Source organism: Pseudomonas sp. GW821-FHT03A09 (genome assembly GCF_059421065.1).
This window is the reverse complement of record NZ_JBWKUX010000017.1, coordinates 60,451-77,544: the sequence shown is the minus strand read 5'-3', so window position 1 is coordinate 77,544 and position 17,094 is coordinate 60,451. Positions and strand designations below refer to the sequence as shown.

16 protein-coding genes and 1 pseudogene are annotated in these 17,094 nt (G+C 56.2%); 6 read left to right on the top strand and 11 right to left on the bottom strand.

Features of this window, described 5'->3' with window-relative positions:
• Positions 1–10: 10 nt before the first annotated feature.
• From AC07V4_RS24640 to AC07V4_RS24610, 7 genes and pseudogenes are all read right to left on the bottom strand, one after another.
• A pseudogene (locus AC07V4_RS24640) lies at positions 11–506 on the bottom strand (fimbrial protein).
• A gap of 10 nt (positions 507–516) precedes the next feature.
• Positions 517–1,089, bottom strand: coding sequence for a fimbrial protein (locus tag AC07V4_RS24635; protein WP_492638443.1), 573 nt, complete (start codon positions 1,087–1,089; stop codon positions 517–519).
• Positions 1,090–1,107: 18 nt separating this feature from the next.
• On the bottom strand, positions 1,108–1,869 hold the full coding sequence (locus AC07V4_RS24630) for a fimbria/pilus periplasmic chaperone (RefSeq protein WP_492638444.1): 762 nt from the start codon (positions 1,867–1,869) through the stop codon (positions 1,108–1,110).
• Entirely contained in the window at positions 1,866–4,472 is a 2,607-nt protein-coding gene (locus AC07V4_RS24625; RefSeq protein ID WP_492638445.1) for an outer membrane usher protein, read from the bottom strand. Before AC07V4_RS24625 ends, AC07V4_RS24630 begins: the two co-directional genes overlap by 4 nt.
• A gap of 19 nt (positions 4,473–4,491) precedes the next feature.
• The gene (locus AC07V4_RS24620; protein ID WP_492638446.1) at positions 4,492–5,046 is read right to left on the bottom strand and encodes a fimbrial protein; all 555 of its coding nucleotides are present in this window, start codon (positions 5,044–5,046) and stop codon (positions 4,492–4,494) included.
• A gap of 50 nt (positions 5,047–5,096) precedes the next feature.
• On the bottom strand, positions 5,097–5,606 hold the full coding sequence (locus tag AC07V4_RS24615; protein WP_492638507.1) for a fimbrial protein: 510 nt from the start codon (positions 5,604–5,606) through the stop codon (positions 5,097–5,099).
• Positions 5,607–6,207: 601 nt separating this feature from the next.
• Positions 6,208–6,393 carry a hypothetical protein gene (locus AC07V4_RS24610; protein ID WP_071484118.1) on the bottom strand — a complete coding sequence of 62 codons (186 nt, stop codon included), beginning with the start codon at positions 6,391–6,393 and terminating at the stop codon, positions 6,208–6,210.
• 307 nt (positions 6,394–6,700) lie between these two features.
• Between AC07V4_RS24610 and galU the strand changes: the two genes are divergently transcribed.
• On the top strand, positions 6,701–7,540 hold the full coding sequence (galU, locus tag AC07V4_RS24605; protein WP_431749060.1) for a UTP--glucose-1-phosphate uridylyltransferase GalU: 840 nt from the start codon (positions 6,701–6,703) through the stop codon (positions 7,538–7,540).
• Between the two features lie 100 nt (positions 7,541–7,640).
• A complete protein-coding gene (gorA, locus tag AC07V4_RS24600) occupies positions 7,641–8,999 on the top strand; it encodes a glutathione-disulfide reductase (RefSeq protein ID WP_492638447.1) in 1,359 nt (452 codons plus the stop codon).
• Here gorA and AC07V4_RS24595 read toward each other — a convergent pair whose 3' ends face one another.
• Positions 9,000–10,007, bottom strand: a complete 1,008-nt coding sequence (locus tag AC07V4_RS24595; protein ID WP_492638448.1) for a DNA-binding protein — start codon at positions 10,005–10,007, stop codon at positions 9,000–9,002.
• A 170-nt stretch (positions 10,008–10,177) separates the two neighbouring features.
• On the opposite strand from AC07V4_RS24595, the gene AC07V4_RS24590 reads away from it, so the two are divergent.
• From AC07V4_RS24590 to ahpF, 3 genes are all read left to right on the top strand, one after another.
• Complete coding sequence (locus AC07V4_RS24590; protein ID WP_492638449.1) at positions 10,178–11,110, top strand: site-specific integrase; 933 nt, start codon at positions 10,178–10,180, stop codon at positions 11,108–11,110.
• A gap of 145 nt (positions 11,111–11,255) precedes the next feature.
• Positions 11,256–11,819, top strand: a complete 564-nt coding sequence (ahpC, locus tag AC07V4_RS24585) for an alkyl hydroperoxide reductase subunit C (protein WP_010210361.1) — start codon at positions 11,256–11,258, stop codon at positions 11,817–11,819.
• Between the two features lie 122 nt (positions 11,820–11,941).
• Positions 11,942–13,507 (top strand): alkyl hydroperoxide reductase subunit F, encoded by a 1,566-nt coding sequence (gene ahpF / locus AC07V4_RS24580; protein WP_492638450.1) that lies wholly within the window; start codon positions 11,942–11,944, stop codon positions 13,505–13,507.
• 49 nt (positions 13,508–13,556) lie between these two features.
• Here the strand turns inward: ahpF and gloA are convergent, their stop codons facing one another.
• A complete protein-coding gene (gene gloA / locus AC07V4_RS24575; RefSeq protein ID WP_492638451.1) occupies positions 13,557–14,078 on the bottom strand; it encodes a lactoylglutathione lyase in 522 nt (173 codons plus the stop codon).
• Positions 14,079–14,287: 209 nt separating this feature from the next.
• Between gloA and AC07V4_RS24570 the strand changes: the two genes are divergently transcribed.
• Positions 14,288–14,824 (top strand): DUF4946 domain-containing protein, encoded by a 537-nt coding sequence (locus AC07V4_RS24570; protein WP_492638508.1) that lies wholly within the window; start codon positions 14,288–14,290, stop codon positions 14,822–14,824.
• Positions 14,825–14,936: 112 nt separating this feature from the next.
• Here AC07V4_RS24570 and AC07V4_RS24565 read toward each other — a convergent pair whose 3' ends face one another.
• Both AC07V4_RS24565 and AC07V4_RS24560 read right to left on the bottom strand, forming a co-directional pair.
• Entirely contained in the window at positions 14,937–15,302 is a 366-nt protein-coding gene (locus AC07V4_RS24565) for a histone-like nucleoid-structuring protein, MvaT/MvaU family (protein ID WP_431752918.1), read from the bottom strand.
• 196 nt (positions 15,303–15,498) lie between these two features.
• A complete protein-coding gene (locus tag AC07V4_RS24560; RefSeq protein WP_492638452.1) occupies positions 15,499–17,040 on the bottom strand; it encodes an EAL domain-containing protein in 1,542 nt (513 codons plus the stop codon).
• Positions 17,041–17,094: the final 54 nt, after the last annotated feature.

The following is a 17,094-nucleotide window of genomic DNA, read 5'->3' as shown; positions in this document are numbered from 1 at the left end:
TCATTCCTCTTCATTGATAATCGACCACCAGTGTGGCGGTCCGCATCAAATGCCCCTCCCGTCAGTGTGCTGCCTGCCCGTTTGACGGGCACTGCCTGCACGACCGGAAAGTTTGGGTAGGTGAAATTCACGGTCCGGTTCAAAGGCCAGGCGACGCCATTCACAAACAGCTTTACGCCAAGGTCAGCCTTGCGAGTCATGAGCACGCCACTGTCAAACGAAGCGCCTGTACCCTTGAGTTCCAGGGTCAGTGCATTGCTGAAGGGTGAGTTGCACGTGACGGTATAGGGCACGTCTCGCCGATAATTGACCCCGTCAACCCGCGACGTCAGTAGATCGTTGCCAAAAGGCACATTGAGCGTGGTGCCGCTGTTGATGACACACGGTGGAGGCGCGATGATCACCGCGCGGATGGTCAGGCTGGTATCGGCCTGCGCACCCTGGCTGGCGGCCCACAACAGGCTGCCCCCTATAAGAGCGGCCCGAGGGCCGGTTGATTTCGCCATCGTTCTGCCCTTACTCATAATTGAGCCTGAAATCCACCACGGCCCTGAATGCCCCGCTGGTCAAGGACGCTGAGGTGCGGGTGGGTTGAACATTCCAGGTTTGGGTGTTGCTGCCCAGTGGCAAAAACAAAGGTTCGCCCCTGGAGCCCAGCTGTACATCGCGGCCCAAGGCATCAGTCAGGCGCAGCCCCATTCCTGTGATGCCTTGTACCTTGACCAACCTTGGATCATCGGCGTCGGCGGGCGCGTAAAACGCCACCGACACCACGGGTTGAAAGGCACTCCACACCAGGTTTCCCGTACGCTCACTGCGAATGCCGCCGGCTTTGCGTTGGCAATCGGAAAAGCGCAGTTGAAAGGCTACCGGGCTGGCCTGATCGCCAGGACGTTGCAATTGGTTGGTGGAGACGACACCCAGATCAATCGTTTGATGCAGTGAGGTCATTTCCAGGCTGCACGGGGTTTCGTGCATAGCCCCACTAATATTCAACATCCCGTTCATGCCCTCGACATCCTTGGCTTGCGCGCTTCCCATAGAGGCCAGCAGCAGTCCGCCCAAGAGCTTCATGTTGTGCGACTTCATGACATTCTCCGGCCGGTGCTACTGATTAGGCGTCGATGCTTGCGGGTTCACCTTGCAGATGTTGCCGCTGCAACTGAAGGGCATCAGTGGGCGTCCGCCGTAATCGTTCACGTAGGCCAGGTACGGGGTTGTGCCGAGTTCTTTAGCGGTTGGCCCCAAGGTCAACGCCCCTTTGGGCGGTATCATCAAAGGCTCGAAACCCGGTACGGTTTTACCGTCCTTGGCGTTGCGCGCATCCACCAGTGTCACGTAGTAGGGCGTCGGGTTGTTCACCTGATAACGTTCGCCTTCGCGTGTAAGCGTCAGCTTTTCCTGCCATGGGTTGGACAGGTCTTGCTGGCTAGGGGTGATGGCTTGCGGCCGATAGAACAATTTGATCCGGGTCTGAAGCGCAATTTGCAGGGTGTTGGGCTTATCGCTGCGTGGTGGAATCTCCCTCAGGTTGAAGTAATAGACCGTCTCTCGATCTTGCGGCAACGACTTGGCCGCCGGTAATGCTTGCACTTTCAACTGGCTCTGTTTGCCAGGTTCCAGGCGTTGGACCGGTGGCAGTACGATCAAGGGTGAAGTGATTTTCTGGCCATCTTCATCCTCAATCCAGCCTTGGGCCAAATACGGTAACTGAGTGTTGTTGTTGGTGATGTTCACGCTGGTAGCCTCTTTGCCACCATCGAAAATCACTCGGGTACGGTCCAGGCCAACAGCGGCATTGATATTCTGGCTCAAGCCCAGGACCAGCAGCGTGCAGGCCGATAGGGTGAAGCGTGTGTTCAGTGTCATGAGGATGTTTTCTCCGTATCGGTACGCTTGCCAGTCAATGACGCTGGCTCAGGCGAGGATTGATCAATGGCTACCATCCGGCAGCCCAGTTGCAGGGCATCAGTCAGGCCGTCAGCGGGTAATGCGACCGGCAGAGTGAGGGTGCAGCGCTCGGTGCCACCCCAACTGACGATCATTTGTTCGCCGGCCTGGATACCGCTCAGGTAGACACTGCCGCCGTCATTCACGATGCCGGTGTCCTGCTGCTTGGCGTTTTTCACCGTTGCACCGAAGGGCGGTGAACCGCCGTCTGGCAGACGCAAAACAGCCATTGCTTTTTCACCGGCAATCACAGGGAGGGATCGATATCCAATCGCGCCTTCGGTGAGCGTCAGTTGTGTGACGGATTGAGTGGCCTCGACATTGCTCGGCAAACTCTCCAGATCGACACTGGCCGCAGTGCGCAGGTAGCTACCGACATCAGAAATCACCGCTTTACCAAAGGCATTGCTGCGGGTCGTTGCGCCGTAACCGCGTATCGGCACATCGGGTACACCGCCGGTATCGACCATCAGGCGGGTACCACCAGTACTGTTGGTACGATGCAGTGCCGCGCCATAGGGCGTGAGCGTGGCACCGCCGCGCGCGGACACACTGAGGCTGGAATAACCGCCTTCTTGCTTGCTGGCGGCCAAGTCGATGTCAGCCTGATCGCCGATATGACTCAAGTATCCGCTGGCTGCCTTGTTGCTGGCACTGAGCTGGTAGCTATTACGCTCATCAAGGCGGTCGCTGTAGCGTGTTGTCAGGCCGTTATTGCCCTTGGCTCTGTTGGCGTCCATCGACAGTGTGCCGGTGCGGCCAAACGGCAGGCTGACCGTCAGCGAGACACCGTTATCCTTATAGTTGTATTCCTGAGTGCGATGCATATTCAGGGATAAGTTCATGTTTTTGACGGTCCCGACATTGAAGTAGCGTGACATTGCTAAGTTCCAACGCTGTGTGGCCGGTCGCCCCCAATAAGTTTGTTTGTTGTAGCTGGCGTATACGGTGGCGCCCAGATCACGAAACTGTTTATTGATCGTCGCGGTATACAGTGCCTTGCTATCGCCGATCGGTCTCCACTCCTTGGGCAGCTCTCCGAATGGATCGCGTCCGGCAAGTTCACCATTCATTCCGTAATGACGGGCATCCAGGTATTCACTCATGCTCAAATAGTTCTTTTCGGAAAATCGATAACCGGCGAACGTTATTTGGCTGTCGTACTCTTCAAAATTCTTGGAGTATTGAAGACGGTATGATTTGCCCGAGAACGTCTCATACCAAACATTTGCGCGAGCGTGAGTGACGTCCAGCGAGAGGGCGCCGAATGCCAACAGATCACGGCCTGCCCCGACAGACAGTGCACGGTAGTTGTTATCCGTCATGCCGCCGCCATACAGCGACCAGCCATTACTGACGCCCCACGAAAACTCCCCCGTACCGAAAAAATCATCATCGGCGCCGTAATGCAGGTTGGACGGTCGTCCCATCGCCACTTTGTAGCGAACGTGGCCGGGACGAGTCAGGTAGGGCACGCCTGCGGTGTCGAACTGGAAGGTGTGTACCGAGCCATCTTGCTCTTCGACCCTTACATCCAACCGGCCCGTCACCGCGTCATTCAGGTCTTGAATACGAAAAGGCCCTGCAGCGACCAGCGTTTCATAGAGCACGCGTCCTTGTTGGCTGATGATGACCCTCGCATTGGTTTTAGCCACCCCGACCACTTCCGGCGCGTAACCACGCAAGTTGGGCGGCAATTGGCTTTCATCCGAGTTGAGTGAGGCACCGGTAAAGCGGAAGCTGTCAAACAGATCTGAGTACAGGTAGTTCTCTCCCACCACCAACCGTGCCTTCAACTCAGGGATTGCGCGGTACGCGTAGTACCGACTCCATTCCAATCGCTGACGCCTGGACGACTCCTCGCGGTCCTGGTCGACTCGACCCTGCCAATCTGCCCTCAAGCGCCAAGCCCCAGCATTGGCACCGATTGTTCCGTTACCGCTGATGTTGTTACTGGTCCCGTCGTTCTTTTGGTAACTGCTTTGCGCAGTCATGTTGTAGTCAACCAGCAGCCCTGGCACGCCTTCATCCCAACGGGAGGGCGGGTCCCAATTGATGGCGCTGTATTCCAGGTAGGCCTGGGGGATATTGATGTTCAGTGTGGAGGTGGCCAAGTCGCCACTGACTTCCATGCCTGGCAGGCCCTGAACATCCAGGCACTCCCCGGTTTTCCACCAAGTAATTCTGGCGGTCTCAGACACCTTTAGCCCCAACTGATCTACTAGGCTGCGTGATAAGCAGGCCTCACTTCCTTTGGGATCATCATCAGGTGGGTAAAACGCCACTGATTGCTCGGAAACAGGCTGATTATTTATCTGTACAGCCATTGAGTAAGTGCCCGGCAGAATAAATCCGCTGCGCGCAAACTGGGACAAGTCAATATTAGAACGATCACTGAGATCAAGAACGTCGGTATTGAATTCTATATCCCCAGCCCCCAAAGCCGTTCCTGCCAGGGATATCAACCCGCCAAATAGCAGGCTCGGGCGGAGCGTTTTGTTGATCTTCGACGCATTCGGCATGACAGCAACCCATCAATGTTCAAAAATATTCCAACGTAAACTTCACTGCCGCGTTGTGAGCACCGGGTAAAAGTTGCAGCCCATTGCCGACCAGGCGGAGCGTGTAGTTCAGTGTCATGTCACCTTCATTCAACGGATGTGGAGCCATTTGCTCACCCGGGACACTCTCCTGACCCGCGGCATCCCAAATATGAAAGGCAACCCCCTGTGAAAGACCTGAGGCAGCAAACGAGCGGCCATCCCTGTCACGAGGGCCGTCAAACGTGACTCGCAGATGTTCCCAGTCAGGCAGACTTGCACCTGGGCGGTTCGGGTCGGGACGGCTCAACGAGCAGTTGACCAGGCGCAGTTGGAAAGGGTGTGGCGCGCCCAACGCATTTCGTAAAAGCCGGCCGATGGGTTCTGGAGGCATCTCGATCGTTTGATCGACACTGGACAGTTCCAGGCCGCAGGCGGAATCAACGATCTCTCCGCCCAGCGTGACGACACCATCGCCTTGCCCCTGCGCAATCACATAAGTACTGATGAACATCATCAGTGAAGTGGTAATAGCGAGGTTTATGGATGTATTCACCGTTATCTCCCACCAGATTCCCCCGCCATGTTGAATGGCGGGGGAAATACTTACTGATAAGCCAGGGTGAAGTTGGTGACCGCTGTGAAATCACCAGGCACGATGGCGCCTGTGGCAGCACCTTGAACGTAGGCACCGAACTGCAGTGTGTTATCACCGGCAACAATGGCTTGTGGCTTTGTCGGCACACCGATTTCAATTGGAGTACCGCCATGCGTCACCATGACGCCGATGTTGCCCGCGCCACCCACGACACCGATTGCACCAGGAACTGCAGTTGATGGCGCAGCGGTGAAGGTAGTGGTCACGGTGTTGTCAGTAAGGCCTGTCAAATCACAGCCTTCAAGTTCGATCGATACAGGCCGGGCATTGGATTTCCCACCATTTTGCAACTGATGCTTTGCAATCGCCCCCAAGTGAACTGACTGATCCACGGATTCGGGCTTGATAGAGCAGGCTCCCGAGTGAACAGACCCCAAAAACGTAACCGTTCCATCTGCCGCTTGAGCAGTGGACATCGACCCCACGAGCAGACTGATAGCCAACAGCGCAGTTTTCATTTCAGTTTTCATTTGCAAAGACCCATTTATTAGTAAAAGTCATTAAGAAATCCCGTCTCGGTTGCGAGAGGGACTTACCAGGCATACAGCAATGGTTCGCGCCATTCAGAGCCTGTTGTTACTGCTTCGATCTGTCCCGCTCTAGAACAGCGATCACACATTGCATTGTTTAATGCGAAGCTCATGTGTGCCCTGCAATCGCTCGATTCCAGCTTGAGTGGTTGGATTTTTCCAACTATTTGCATTGCTATTGCGGGGCTCTTTCGAAGCCAGGTAATTGTTCGGTTTTGGCTTGAGAAAGTAAGTCGCCAGATTCGCTTAATTGCGTAGTTTGAATATGTCGGAATGTGTAAAAGGGTTATGGCAATTTGCCAAAACTTTAAATTTGACTGTAGGAAATTAACTACGTATTGCTTGTTGGGGGTGTTTGGCTCAGGTGATAACTGTAAGAATAAGATTACGGATTTTAGAAAAGCAATGGTGGCTAATATGCTTTCGCTCAATTAATGCGTGATCTTTTTTGCTAAAAGACCTGGGTTCGAAAAAACGAACCCACAAAAAAGCCCCGATCAACGGGGCTTTTTGCACAACGCCTTGGAGCTTACTTGCCCTTTGGTCGCTTGCTCGATGCGTGGCCGGCTTCATCCACAAATACTTCAGCGACTGCAATCGCTTCACGTTCAGTTGCGAATGCCCCGGCAACGCTATCGCCGTGGAAGTTGATCAAGTGCCAGCCGTCCGCTCGCTGCGTGATCAGGTAGCCGTTTACGCCTTTGGGTTCTGACATCTATCAATCTCGTGGTGTGGTTCAAGCAGGTCATGATAGCGCCAAATGCGCTGGAGGCGTGCAAGTTGTTGCAGGCCCGTGCCCTGCATGAAAAACCGTGCTAAAACCATGGAAGGCCTGTTAAACATGAGGTTCAAGGTGAGGATTGTCGTGCCGCAGGGAACACCGTGTGCGGGATCCGCGGAACTTACGTCGACATTTTTTCTCTTAGATGACATCGCAACGCCAGCAGGACCCATTGTAAGGTGGCTGCGGCCTGATTAGACTGCGCCGAATTCCGTACGCACAGCCCTTTGTAAGGACTCATATGATCAAGAAATGCTTGTTCCCAGCAGCCGGTTACGGCACTCGCTTCTTGCCAGCGACCAAAGCCATGCCCAAAGAGATGCTGCCGGTGGTGAACAAGCCACTGATTCAGTACGGCGTCGAAGAGGCACTGGATGCTGGCCTGAATGAAATCTCCATCGTGACCGGCCGTGGTAAGCGCGCGCTGGAAGACCACTTCGACATCAGCTATGAGCTGGAAAACCAGATCAAGGGCACCGACAAGGAAAAATACCTGGTGGGTATCCGCCGCCTGCTGGACGAGTGCTCGTTCTCCTACACCCGTCAGACTCAGATGAAAGGTCTGGGCCATGCGATCCTGACCGGTCGCCCGCTGATCGGTGATGAGCCGTTCGCCGTGGTCCTGGCGGATGACCTGTGCGTCAACCTGGAAGGTAAAGGCGTGCTGGAGCAAATGGTCGACCTGTACAAAAAGTACCGTTGCACCATCGTGGCGGTCCAGGAAGTGGACCCATCGGAAACCAACAAGTACGGCGTGATCGCGGGTGACGAAATCGGTGATGGCCTGATCCGCGTGCGTGACATGGTGGAGAAGCCGGCACCGGAAGACGCGCCGTCGAACCTGGCAATTATCGGTCGTTACATCCTGACCCCGGACATCTTCAAGCTGATCGAAGAAACCGAACCAGGCAAGGGGGGTGAAATCCAGATTACCGACGCGCTGTTGAAGCAAGCCAAAGACGGTTGTGTGATTGCCTACAAATTCAAAGGCAAGCGTTTCGACTGCGGTGGCGCTGAAGGCTACATCGAGGCGACCAACTTCTGCTTCGAGCATTTCTACAAGACTGGCAAGGCCTACTGATTTCAGTAGCCCTGCTCTGTAAAAAGCCACCTTCGGGTGGCTTTTTCGTTTTTCCGCCCCATGTAAGTCGGTATGCTGATGTCCTGCCGAGGAGAGTGAAATGGCCTACGATTTTGACCTGTATGTAATTGGCGCCGGTTCAGGTGGCGTTCGCGCAGCACGCTTTGCAGCGGGCTTTGGCGCCAAAGTGGCAGTAGCCGAAAGCCGCTACCTGGGCGGCACGTGTGTGAACGTCGGCTGTGTGCCGAAGAAGCTGCTGGTATATGGCGCGCATTTCGCCGAAGACTTTGAGCAAGCCAGCGGTTTCGGTTGGTCGTTGGGTGAGGCGAACTTTGACTGGGCGACCTTGATCGCCAATAAGGATCGCGAGATCAATCGCCTCAATGGCATTTACCGCAACCTGCTGGTCAACAGTGGCGTGACCCTGCATGAAGGGCATGCGCGCCTGGTTGATCCGCATCAGGTGGAGATCAATGGCGAACGCTTCACCGCCAAACACATCCTGATTGCCACGGGCGGCTGGCCGCAGATTCCGGAGATTCCTGGGCGTGAGCACGCTATCGGTTCCAACGAAGCATTTTTCCTGAAAGAGCTGCCCAAGCGTGTGCTGGTGGTCGGCGGTGGTTATATCGCCGTCGAGTTCGCGGGCATTTTCCATGGCTTGGGCGCGCAAACCTCGCTGTTGTATCGCGGTGATCTATTCCTGCGCGGTTTTGACGGCGCGGTGCGCAAGCATTTGCAGGAGGAGTTGACGAAACGCGGCCTGGACCTGCAATTCAACGCCGATATCGAGCGTATCGAGAAGCAAGCCGATGGAAGCCTCAAGGCCACTCTGAAAGATGGTCGTGTATTGGAGGCCGATTGTGTGTTCTACGCCACGGGTCGCCGTCCGATGCTGGACAACCTGGGCCTGGAAAATACTGGCGTCACGTTGGACAAGCGCGGCTTCGTTGAGGTGGATGACCTGTACCAAACCAGCGAACCCTCAATCTTGGCGATCGGCGATGTGATTGGTCGCGTGCAATTGACGCCGGTTGCCTTGGCCGAAGGCATGGCCGTAGCGCGCCGCCTGTTCAAACCGGAGCAGTACCGCCCGGTGGATTACGCGATGATCCCGACGGCGGTGTTCAGCCTGCCGAACATCGGCACCGTCGGCCTGACCGAAGAAGAGGCGAAGAAGAACGGCCACAAGGTGCAGATTTTCGAAAGCCGCTTCCGCCCGATGAAGTTGACGCTGACCGATTGCCAGGAGAAAACCCTGATGAAGCTGGTAGTCGATGCCGACACCGACAAAGTCCTGGGTTGCCACATGGTCGGCCCGGACGCTGGCGAGATCGTCCAGGGCCTGGCGATCGCGCTCAAGGCGGGCGCGACCAAGCGGCATTTCGACGAGACCATCGGCGTGCACCCTACGGCGGCGGAAGAGTTCGTCACCATGCGCACGCCTGTGGCTGAGTGATCAGGCGTCGGGCGTTGCCTCTGGCTCCGTTGCAGCGACGGCTGCCAGGTGCAATGCCTCGATGCTGGCCTGGGCCTTGATCAGGTCCAGCTCCAAGGTTTTGTTAGCCTGTTGGGATTCGCCGAGTGCTTGTTGGCGTGACTGACTCTCAAGCAGCGCAACCCGCAAACGCTCCTGGAGCAGGGTGCGCTCGCTCTCAATCAGGTTGACCTGTTCGCTCAGTTTGAGCAGTTGGGCCTGTTCCTTACGGTTTTGCTCGTGCTGGGCGGCCAATTCCTTCGACGTGACGCGATGCTCGATCAGCAGTCGCTCATTGTCGCGATGCAGTTGGGTGATTTCATCCTGTCGCACCAGGGCGCTTTGCTGGGTTTGACGCAGTTCCGCCTGGAGCTGTTGCAGTTGGCCTTCGTGGCGTCGTTGCTCCTGCTCTCGCTGCTCCTTGACCGCGTTGCGGTAGTGCTCAAGCGCATCGCGGGCGTGCAGGTGCTTGTCCTCCAGTGAGCGGATCTGCTCGTCCTTGTCGTTGATCCTCAATTCGTAGTCACTGCACGCCTGGCTGAGCCCCGCATTGCGAGTTTGCTCGGTCTGCAGGCTGGTGTTGGCGGTTTGCAGGTCGGCACTTTCTTCGGCCAGGGCAGCGCCCTGGATATCGAATTGTTGCTTGAGTTGACTGTGCGCTTCTTCAAGCGTTTGTACCTGGGCGAGCAGGGCGGCTTTCTGTTGCTCGAATTGCGCCAGGGCCAGGTCGATAGGCTCCTGGGCCTTCTCTTTAAGGCGCTGGGCCAGGCGTGCGACCAGTTCGCCAAGCTCGTCATCCAGGGGCGCCTCGGTAATCGTCAGGCGGTTCTCGCTCTCATCCAGTTCTTTCAGATATCGATGAATCGTGGTTTTCGAGCCGGTGTTACCCATCTCGATACGCACTGCGTCAATGCTCGGGTTTTCGCCGCGGGCCAGGATGGCCAGGCGTGCCGTTTGAACTACCGCTTTGTTGATGCCGCCACGAGCCATGGGGTCTCCATCGATTTAATAATGTGGTACATGGTATGTATATACATACTATAACATGAATAAAAATCCTTTGAAATTCATTAGTTAACAAATGGGATATTGGCGTATTATCCCGTGTCAAAGCCGTTTTGATCCCTGGAACGCACCACAGCAGTACGAATAGGGCCCTCATGAGCGATCTGGACCGTTATCTCAGCGCCGCTACTCGCGATAACACGCGACGCAGTTATCGCGCCGCCATCGAGCACTTCGAAGTCACTTGGGGTGGATTCCTGCCAGCCACCAGCGATAGCGTGGCCCGCTACCTGGTGGCCTATGCCGGCGTGCTGGCGGTCAACACCTTGAAACTGCGCCTCTCGGCGTTGGCGCAGTGGCACACCAGCCAGGGGTTTGCGGACCCAACGAAAGCGCCGGTGGTGCGCAAGGTGCTCAAAGGTATTCGCGCCGTGCATCCCGCACAGGAAAAGCAGGCTGAGCCGCTGCAACTCATACACCTCGAGCAGGTGATTGCTTCCCTCGACGCCGAAGCGAAGGACGCCAGCAATACCCAGGACATACCCCGCTTGCTGCGCGCCAAACGCGACACGGCCCTGATCCTGCTGGGGTTCTGGCGGGGTTTTCGCAGTGATGAATTGTGCCGCCTGGAAATCCAGCACGTGCGAGCAGTGCCAGGGGCTGGCATCACCCTGTATTTGCCGCGCAGCAAGAGCGACCGGGATAACCTTGGCAAGACCTACCAGACACCGGCGCTGCTGCGCTTGTGTCCGGTACAGGCATACAACGAATGGCTCAGCGCATCAGCCTTGGTGCGTGGCCCGGTGTTTCGTGGCATTGATCGCTGGGGCAACCTGGGGGAGGAGGGGTTGCACCCTAACAGTGTGATCCCGTTGCTGCGCCAGGCCCTGGAGCGTGCGGGTATTGCGGCTGACGCCTACACCAGCCACTCGTTGCGTCGGGGCTTTGCCACCTGGGCTCATCGCAGCGGCTGGGATTTGAAGTCATTGATGAGTTACGTCGGCTGGAGCGACATGAAATCTGCCATGCGCTATGTTGAGTCGGCGCCCTTTCTCGGCATGACCTTGGCGACGTCGCCGCTGCTTTGAGATTTCTTCTATTAATACAGTCACCTGATAGAGAAAGCCAATCGTCAGCATCAGGTTTGCCAATGAGCCATCAGCCGAGAGAGTGGGTAGGATTCACTTCATCAACTTCTTAAGCCCTTCTACAAACCCTGACGGAGAGTCAACGATGCCTATCATCAACAGCCAAGTAAAACCGTTCAAAGCTACCGCATACAAAAACGGCAACTTCGTAGATGTGTCCGATGCCGACCTGAAAGGCAAGTGGTCCGTTGTGTTCTTCTACCCAGCCGACTTCACCTTCGTTTGCCCAACCGAGCTGGAAGACCTGGCTGACAACTACGCCGAGTTCCAGAAACTGGGCGTCGAGATCTACAGCGTGTCCACCGACACCCACTTTGCCCACGCTGCCTGGCACAACACTTCGCCAGCCATTGGCAAAATCCAGTACACCATGATCGGCGACCCAACCCTGACCATCTCCCGCAACTTCGACGTACTGATCGAAGAAGCTGGCCTGGCGGACCGCGGTACCTTCGTGATCAACCCAGAAGGTCAGATCAAGATCGTTGAACTGAACGACGGTGGTGTTGGCCGTGACGCTTCCGAGCTGCTGCGCAAAATCAAAGCCGCTCAGTACGTAGCTGCCCACCCGGGCGAAGTGTGCCCAGCCAAGTGGAAAGAAGGCGAGGCCACTCTGGCTCCGTCCCTGGACCTGGTCGGCAAGATCTAAGTCTGTGAAGCATCAAGGGCGGATTACCGCACCTACTCAGTAAGCTGCACCGCCCTCAAAAACGCCCGGGCGAGATTCGCTCGGGCGTTTTTTTATACCCAGAATTAAAGGAAATCGCCCGTATGTTGGACGCCAATCTTAAAGCTCAGTTGAAGTCATACCTGGAACGGGTCACCCAGCCGATCGAGATCGTCGCCTCCCTCGACGACGGCGCGAAATCCCAGGAAATGCTTGCTCTTCTGCAGGATGTAACCAGCCTCACCACGCTGATTACCCTGAAAACCGATGGCAATGATGCGCGCAAGCCATCGTTCTCCATCAATCGCCCGGGTGCCGATATCAGCCTGCGTTTTGCCGGCATCCCCATGGGCCATGAATTCACTTCGTTGGTGCTGGCCTTGCTGCAAGTCGGTGGCCACCCGTCGAAGGCCAGTGTCGAAGTGATTGAACAGATCCGTGCGTTGAAAGGTGAGTTCAGCTTCGAGACGTACTTCTCGCTGTCGTGCCAGAACTGCCCAGACGTGGTCCAGGCGCTGAACCTGATGGCCGTGCTCAACCCGAACATCCGCCACGTCGCCATCGACGGCGCGCTGTTCCAGGCCGAAGTCGATGAGCGCCAGATCATGGCGGTGCCAAGTGTCTACCTCAACGGTGTGAACTTCGGTCAGGGCCGCATGGGCCTGGAAGAAATTCTCGCCAAACTCGATACCAGCGGCATCGAAAAAGCAGCCGAGAAAATCAGCGCCAAAGACGCGTTTGATGTACTCGTGGTCGGCGGTGGCCCAGCCGGTTCTTCGGCAGCCATTTACGCTGCACGTAAAGGTATCCGCACCGGTGTGGCGGCTGAGCGTTTCGGCGGGCAAGTGTTGGACACTATGTCCATCGAGAACTTTATCTCGGTGCAGGAAACCGAAGGCCCGAAACTGGCCAGCGCATTGGAAGCCCACGTGCGTCAATACGACGTAGACATCATGAACCTGCAGCGTGCCAGCCGCTTGATCCCAGCGAAAAATGCCGGTGAGTTGCACGAGGTTCACTTTGAAAGCGGTGCGACCCTCAAGTCCAAAACCGTGATCCTGGCCACCGGTGCCCGCTGGCGCGAAATGGGTGTGCCTGGCGAGCAGGAATACAAGGCCAAAGGCGTGTGCTTCTGCCCACATTGCGATGGTCCATTGTTCAAAGGCAAGCGTGTGGCAGTCATCGGCGGCGGTAACTCCGGTGTTGAAGCCGCTATCGACCTGGCCGGTATCGTCAGCCATGTCACCCTGCTGGAGTTCGACAGCAAGCTGCGCGCCGACGCCGTATTGCAACGCAAGCTTTACAGCCTGCCGAATGTTGATGTGATCACCAGTGCGCTGACCAGCGAAGTCAAAGGTGATGGCCAGAAAGTCACCGGTCTGGCGTACAAGGATCGCGACAGCGGTGAGTTCAAGACCATCGACTTGGAAGGCATCTTTGTGCAGATCGGTTTGTTGCCCAACACCGATTGGCTCAAAGGCACTGTCGAACTGACACCTCGTGGCGAGATCATTGTCGATGCGCGTGGCGAGACTTCACTGCCAGGCGTATTCGCCGCCGGCGACGTGACCACTGTGCCGTACAAGCAGATCGTGATTGCGGTAGGCGAGGGGGCCAAGGCTTCGCTGAGCGCTTTCGATCATCTGATCCGTACTTCCGCTCCGGCGTAATACCGAGCCCGGAAATGAAAAACCCCATGAGCGATCATGGGGTTTTTGTTTACAGCGGCGCTGGCTGGATGATCTCAACCCAGTACGCGTCCGGGTCTTTGATGAAGGCCAGGCTCTTCATGCGGCCGTCGCTCAGGCGCTTCTGGAAATCACAACCCAAGGCTTCAAAACGCTTGCAGGCAGCGACGATATCCGGCACCGAAATGCAGATATGACCAAAGCCGCGCGGGTCGGTGTTGCCGTTGTGGTAAGCGAAATCAGCGTCGTTTTCGGTGCCGTGGTTGTGGGTCAGTTCCAGAATGCCGGGAATCGACTTCATCCACTGAGTACGCGCAGCGGCATCGGCCGGGATCTGGGCCTTGTCCACCAGGGCCAGGAAATACAGGCTGAACTCGGCTTCCGGGAAGTCGCGTTTTTCAACCAGGGAGAAGCCCAGCACGCGGGTATAGAAATCCAGCGACTTGGTGATGTCTTTGACCCGCAGCATCGTGTGGTTGAACACGAAGTTCGAAGTGGCGGTGTCAGGCTGGGCGGTGACGCCTGGGAAAGTATTCAGATCGTGCAGGCTCATGGGCCCTCCAGAAAAAAATGGGGCAAACTCGACTTCCGTATGAGGTCAGAGGAGCCGGGCGGTTCCTTGGCTTGCGGCAAGCGTCCATGCAGCCGGGCCATGATACGCAAGCCATGCACGCTGCGCCAAATGAAAAAGCCCGCACGGGCCTTGCGACCTGCCAGGGTCAGGCTCAAACTTCAACGCTTGAATCCTGGGTGCTTCTTGCAATGATCGAATTTCGTAAACCGCTGTTGGGCTCTTTGTGTTTTCTGTTGGGCAGCTCATGGGTGCTGGCAGCTGATCCGGAAATTCATTGGCCCAGTGGTTGGCAGGTCGAGGAGGTCATGCCTGACGGCGAAGTGCCCGCAAACCCCTTGGCCGTTACGCGGCAACGGGCGATCAAGAATGATGAAAATGGCTCGACCTTGATGGTGATGGAGTTGACCGCTACGCCGATAGAGGCCGGCCATAAAGTTAATCTTCAAGGTGTGCTGTTGGAAATGCGTAAATCGATCCAGAAGGATTTCGCTCGGGGTGGTTATCAAAGCGTGTGCAGCAAGATGCACCCCACAACACTGAGTCGTCTGGACGCGCTTGAAACTACTTGTGTGATTACCGAAAATGGGCGGCACGTACTGTCGCAAACTTTAGTCGGTGCTGTTGATACCGATAAGGCGTATGTTTTTTCATTCGCTGGTCAAGCCCAGGTGTACGACGCGAGCAAGGATGAAGTCAATTCGGTGCGCGACAGCCTGAAACTTTAAGTGCTCCACGCGCTCGATTTTGAAGAAAATGAACTGTTAGTTAAGTTCGTTTTCGAACCGTTAAGCAAAAAAAGCCCCGCAATAAGCGGGGCTTTTTGTTAGAGCATTTTGATCAGCCGCGAAGCCAGGAGTCGACAGTGGCCGCGCCGTACTGTTCTTTCCAGGCTTTAAGGCCGCGGTGGTTGCCGCCTTTGGTCTCGATCAGTTCGCCGGTGTGCGGGTTGTGGTAGACCTTCACCACACGTGCGCGGCGCTGTTTAGGTGCTGCGGCAGCGGTTGCGCCGCCTTTGCCAAAATTCGGATCAAGGATGGCGATGATATCGCGCAGGCCTTTACCGTAAGTCTTCATCAGTCCTTGAAGCTTTTCTTCGAATTCGATTTCTTTCTTCAGGCCAGCATCATTCTTCAGGGATTCCAGCTGGGCAAGCTGCTCTTGAAGGGCTTTTTCTGCTGCGCGAAATTCGGCGAGTCTGGACAAAATCTGTACTCCAATAATGTATTTGGCTGATATCAACTGAAGACAACGCTATAAGCCAAGAGCGTTTAGGCGACTCAAGAAACAAGCCTTCCTGCGAGTTCAGCACAGGCAGGAAAAATTGTAGTAGTTAATCCATCTCGAGTAAATCATGTCTTTTGTCTAAGTAACATTCTTTCATTCGAAGCCAGATGGCTAATCAATGGCCGCGCATGGATTTAATGAACTCTTCACCGGGCAAAGGTTTTCCGAACAGGTAACCTTGCAAGAAGTCCACGCCTTGCGCGGCCAGGTACTCACATTGTTCGGGGGTCTCTACACCTTCGGCAACGATGCCTAAGTCCAGCTTGGCGGACAGCTCGATGATGCTGTCGAGAATATGCCGTGAGAGTGCATCCTTACCAATCATCGCGACAAAGCTTTGGTCAATCTTCAGGTAGTCGACATTGAAGTTGCGCAGATAACCCAAACTGGAATGACCGGTGCCGAAGTCGTCAATGGCAATCATCACCCCCAGCTCATGCAGCGCATCGAACAACTGGCGCGTGGTGTCGGTGGGTTGGATCAGTTCACGTTCGGTCAACTCCAGTACGAGTGTTACCTGACCCGGAGGGAACGCGGCGAGGAACGTACGGCAGTCTTCCACCAGTGCCAAGTCCTCACAATGGCTGGCCGTGATATTCACCCCGATGTGAAAACCTGGCGAGAAACGGGCGGCATGGGGCGCGAGCTGTGCAGCGGTCTGGCGCATCAAAGCGCGGGTCATCGGCACAATCAGGCCGGAATGCTCGGCCAAAGGAATAAACAAGTCGGGCCGCACCAGTCCCTCTTTCGGGTGCTGCCAGCGCATCAGCACTTCACAACCGGCCCACTCAAGGCTGTCTCCGCGCACGACGGGCTGGAAATACGGAATGAACTCGTTTGCGCCCAACGCCCGTTGCAGTTCATGGGTCGGGGCCGATGAGCGCTTTTGCAGCCAGTGCGCAAGGAGGCCGGCCAGCGCGCCAAAAAACACCACCAGGCTGAACACGGCCGGGTAACGCTCGCGCATGTAGCGCAGGATCTCACCGTCCGGCATGCCGGCTTCCACGCTATAGAGGTACCGCTGGGAAGCGAGATGCTGATGGGCTACGGCAAACGTAGGGGGCGCAGTGTTGTGAACGCTGCCATCGTCGGCCAGCCAGTTGGGGCCAACCTGCAGAACCAGCCCGGCATAGCGGCTGATCAGGCGCAAGGCATTGGTCAGGTGGTAGCCGTCGATGGATGCAAAGGCACCTTTATCGCCGTCTGTCAGGCGGTAGACCAACAAGGCCGTGTCAGGTGTTACCGGGTTGCCATTCATCAGCCAAAGCCGGCCTCCGACGTAATCATCAGGGTTGACCGGTGACTGGTAATTGCCACCAAACAGCGAGCTGCAATAGATATTGCGCTGGAAAGACAAGGTGGTCGCCCGAACAAAGGGACGGCGTGTGACTTGTTCGCGCAAAGCCAGTTGAGCGCCGTTATCACAAGGCTGGCCGGCCAGTGGTAGCAGGGCCCTGGCGGCAAGGTCGGTATTGTCGAGCATCAGGTCGAATTGGCGCACGGCTTCCTGGGCCGTCTGCTCAGTACTTTTTTGCAGAGTGCGTTCGGCTTGCCAATGAAGGATCACCACCCCCAGCAAAATGGGCAGCAGTGCGCTGAGGCCGCTGATTAAGTATCGAGTGGTTCGGCTTCGTGGACCTTTAGCGGTCAGGGGCATAGGGAGATGGCCGGTAACAGAGTAAATGAGGCATTCACTGCCGATGATAGATGG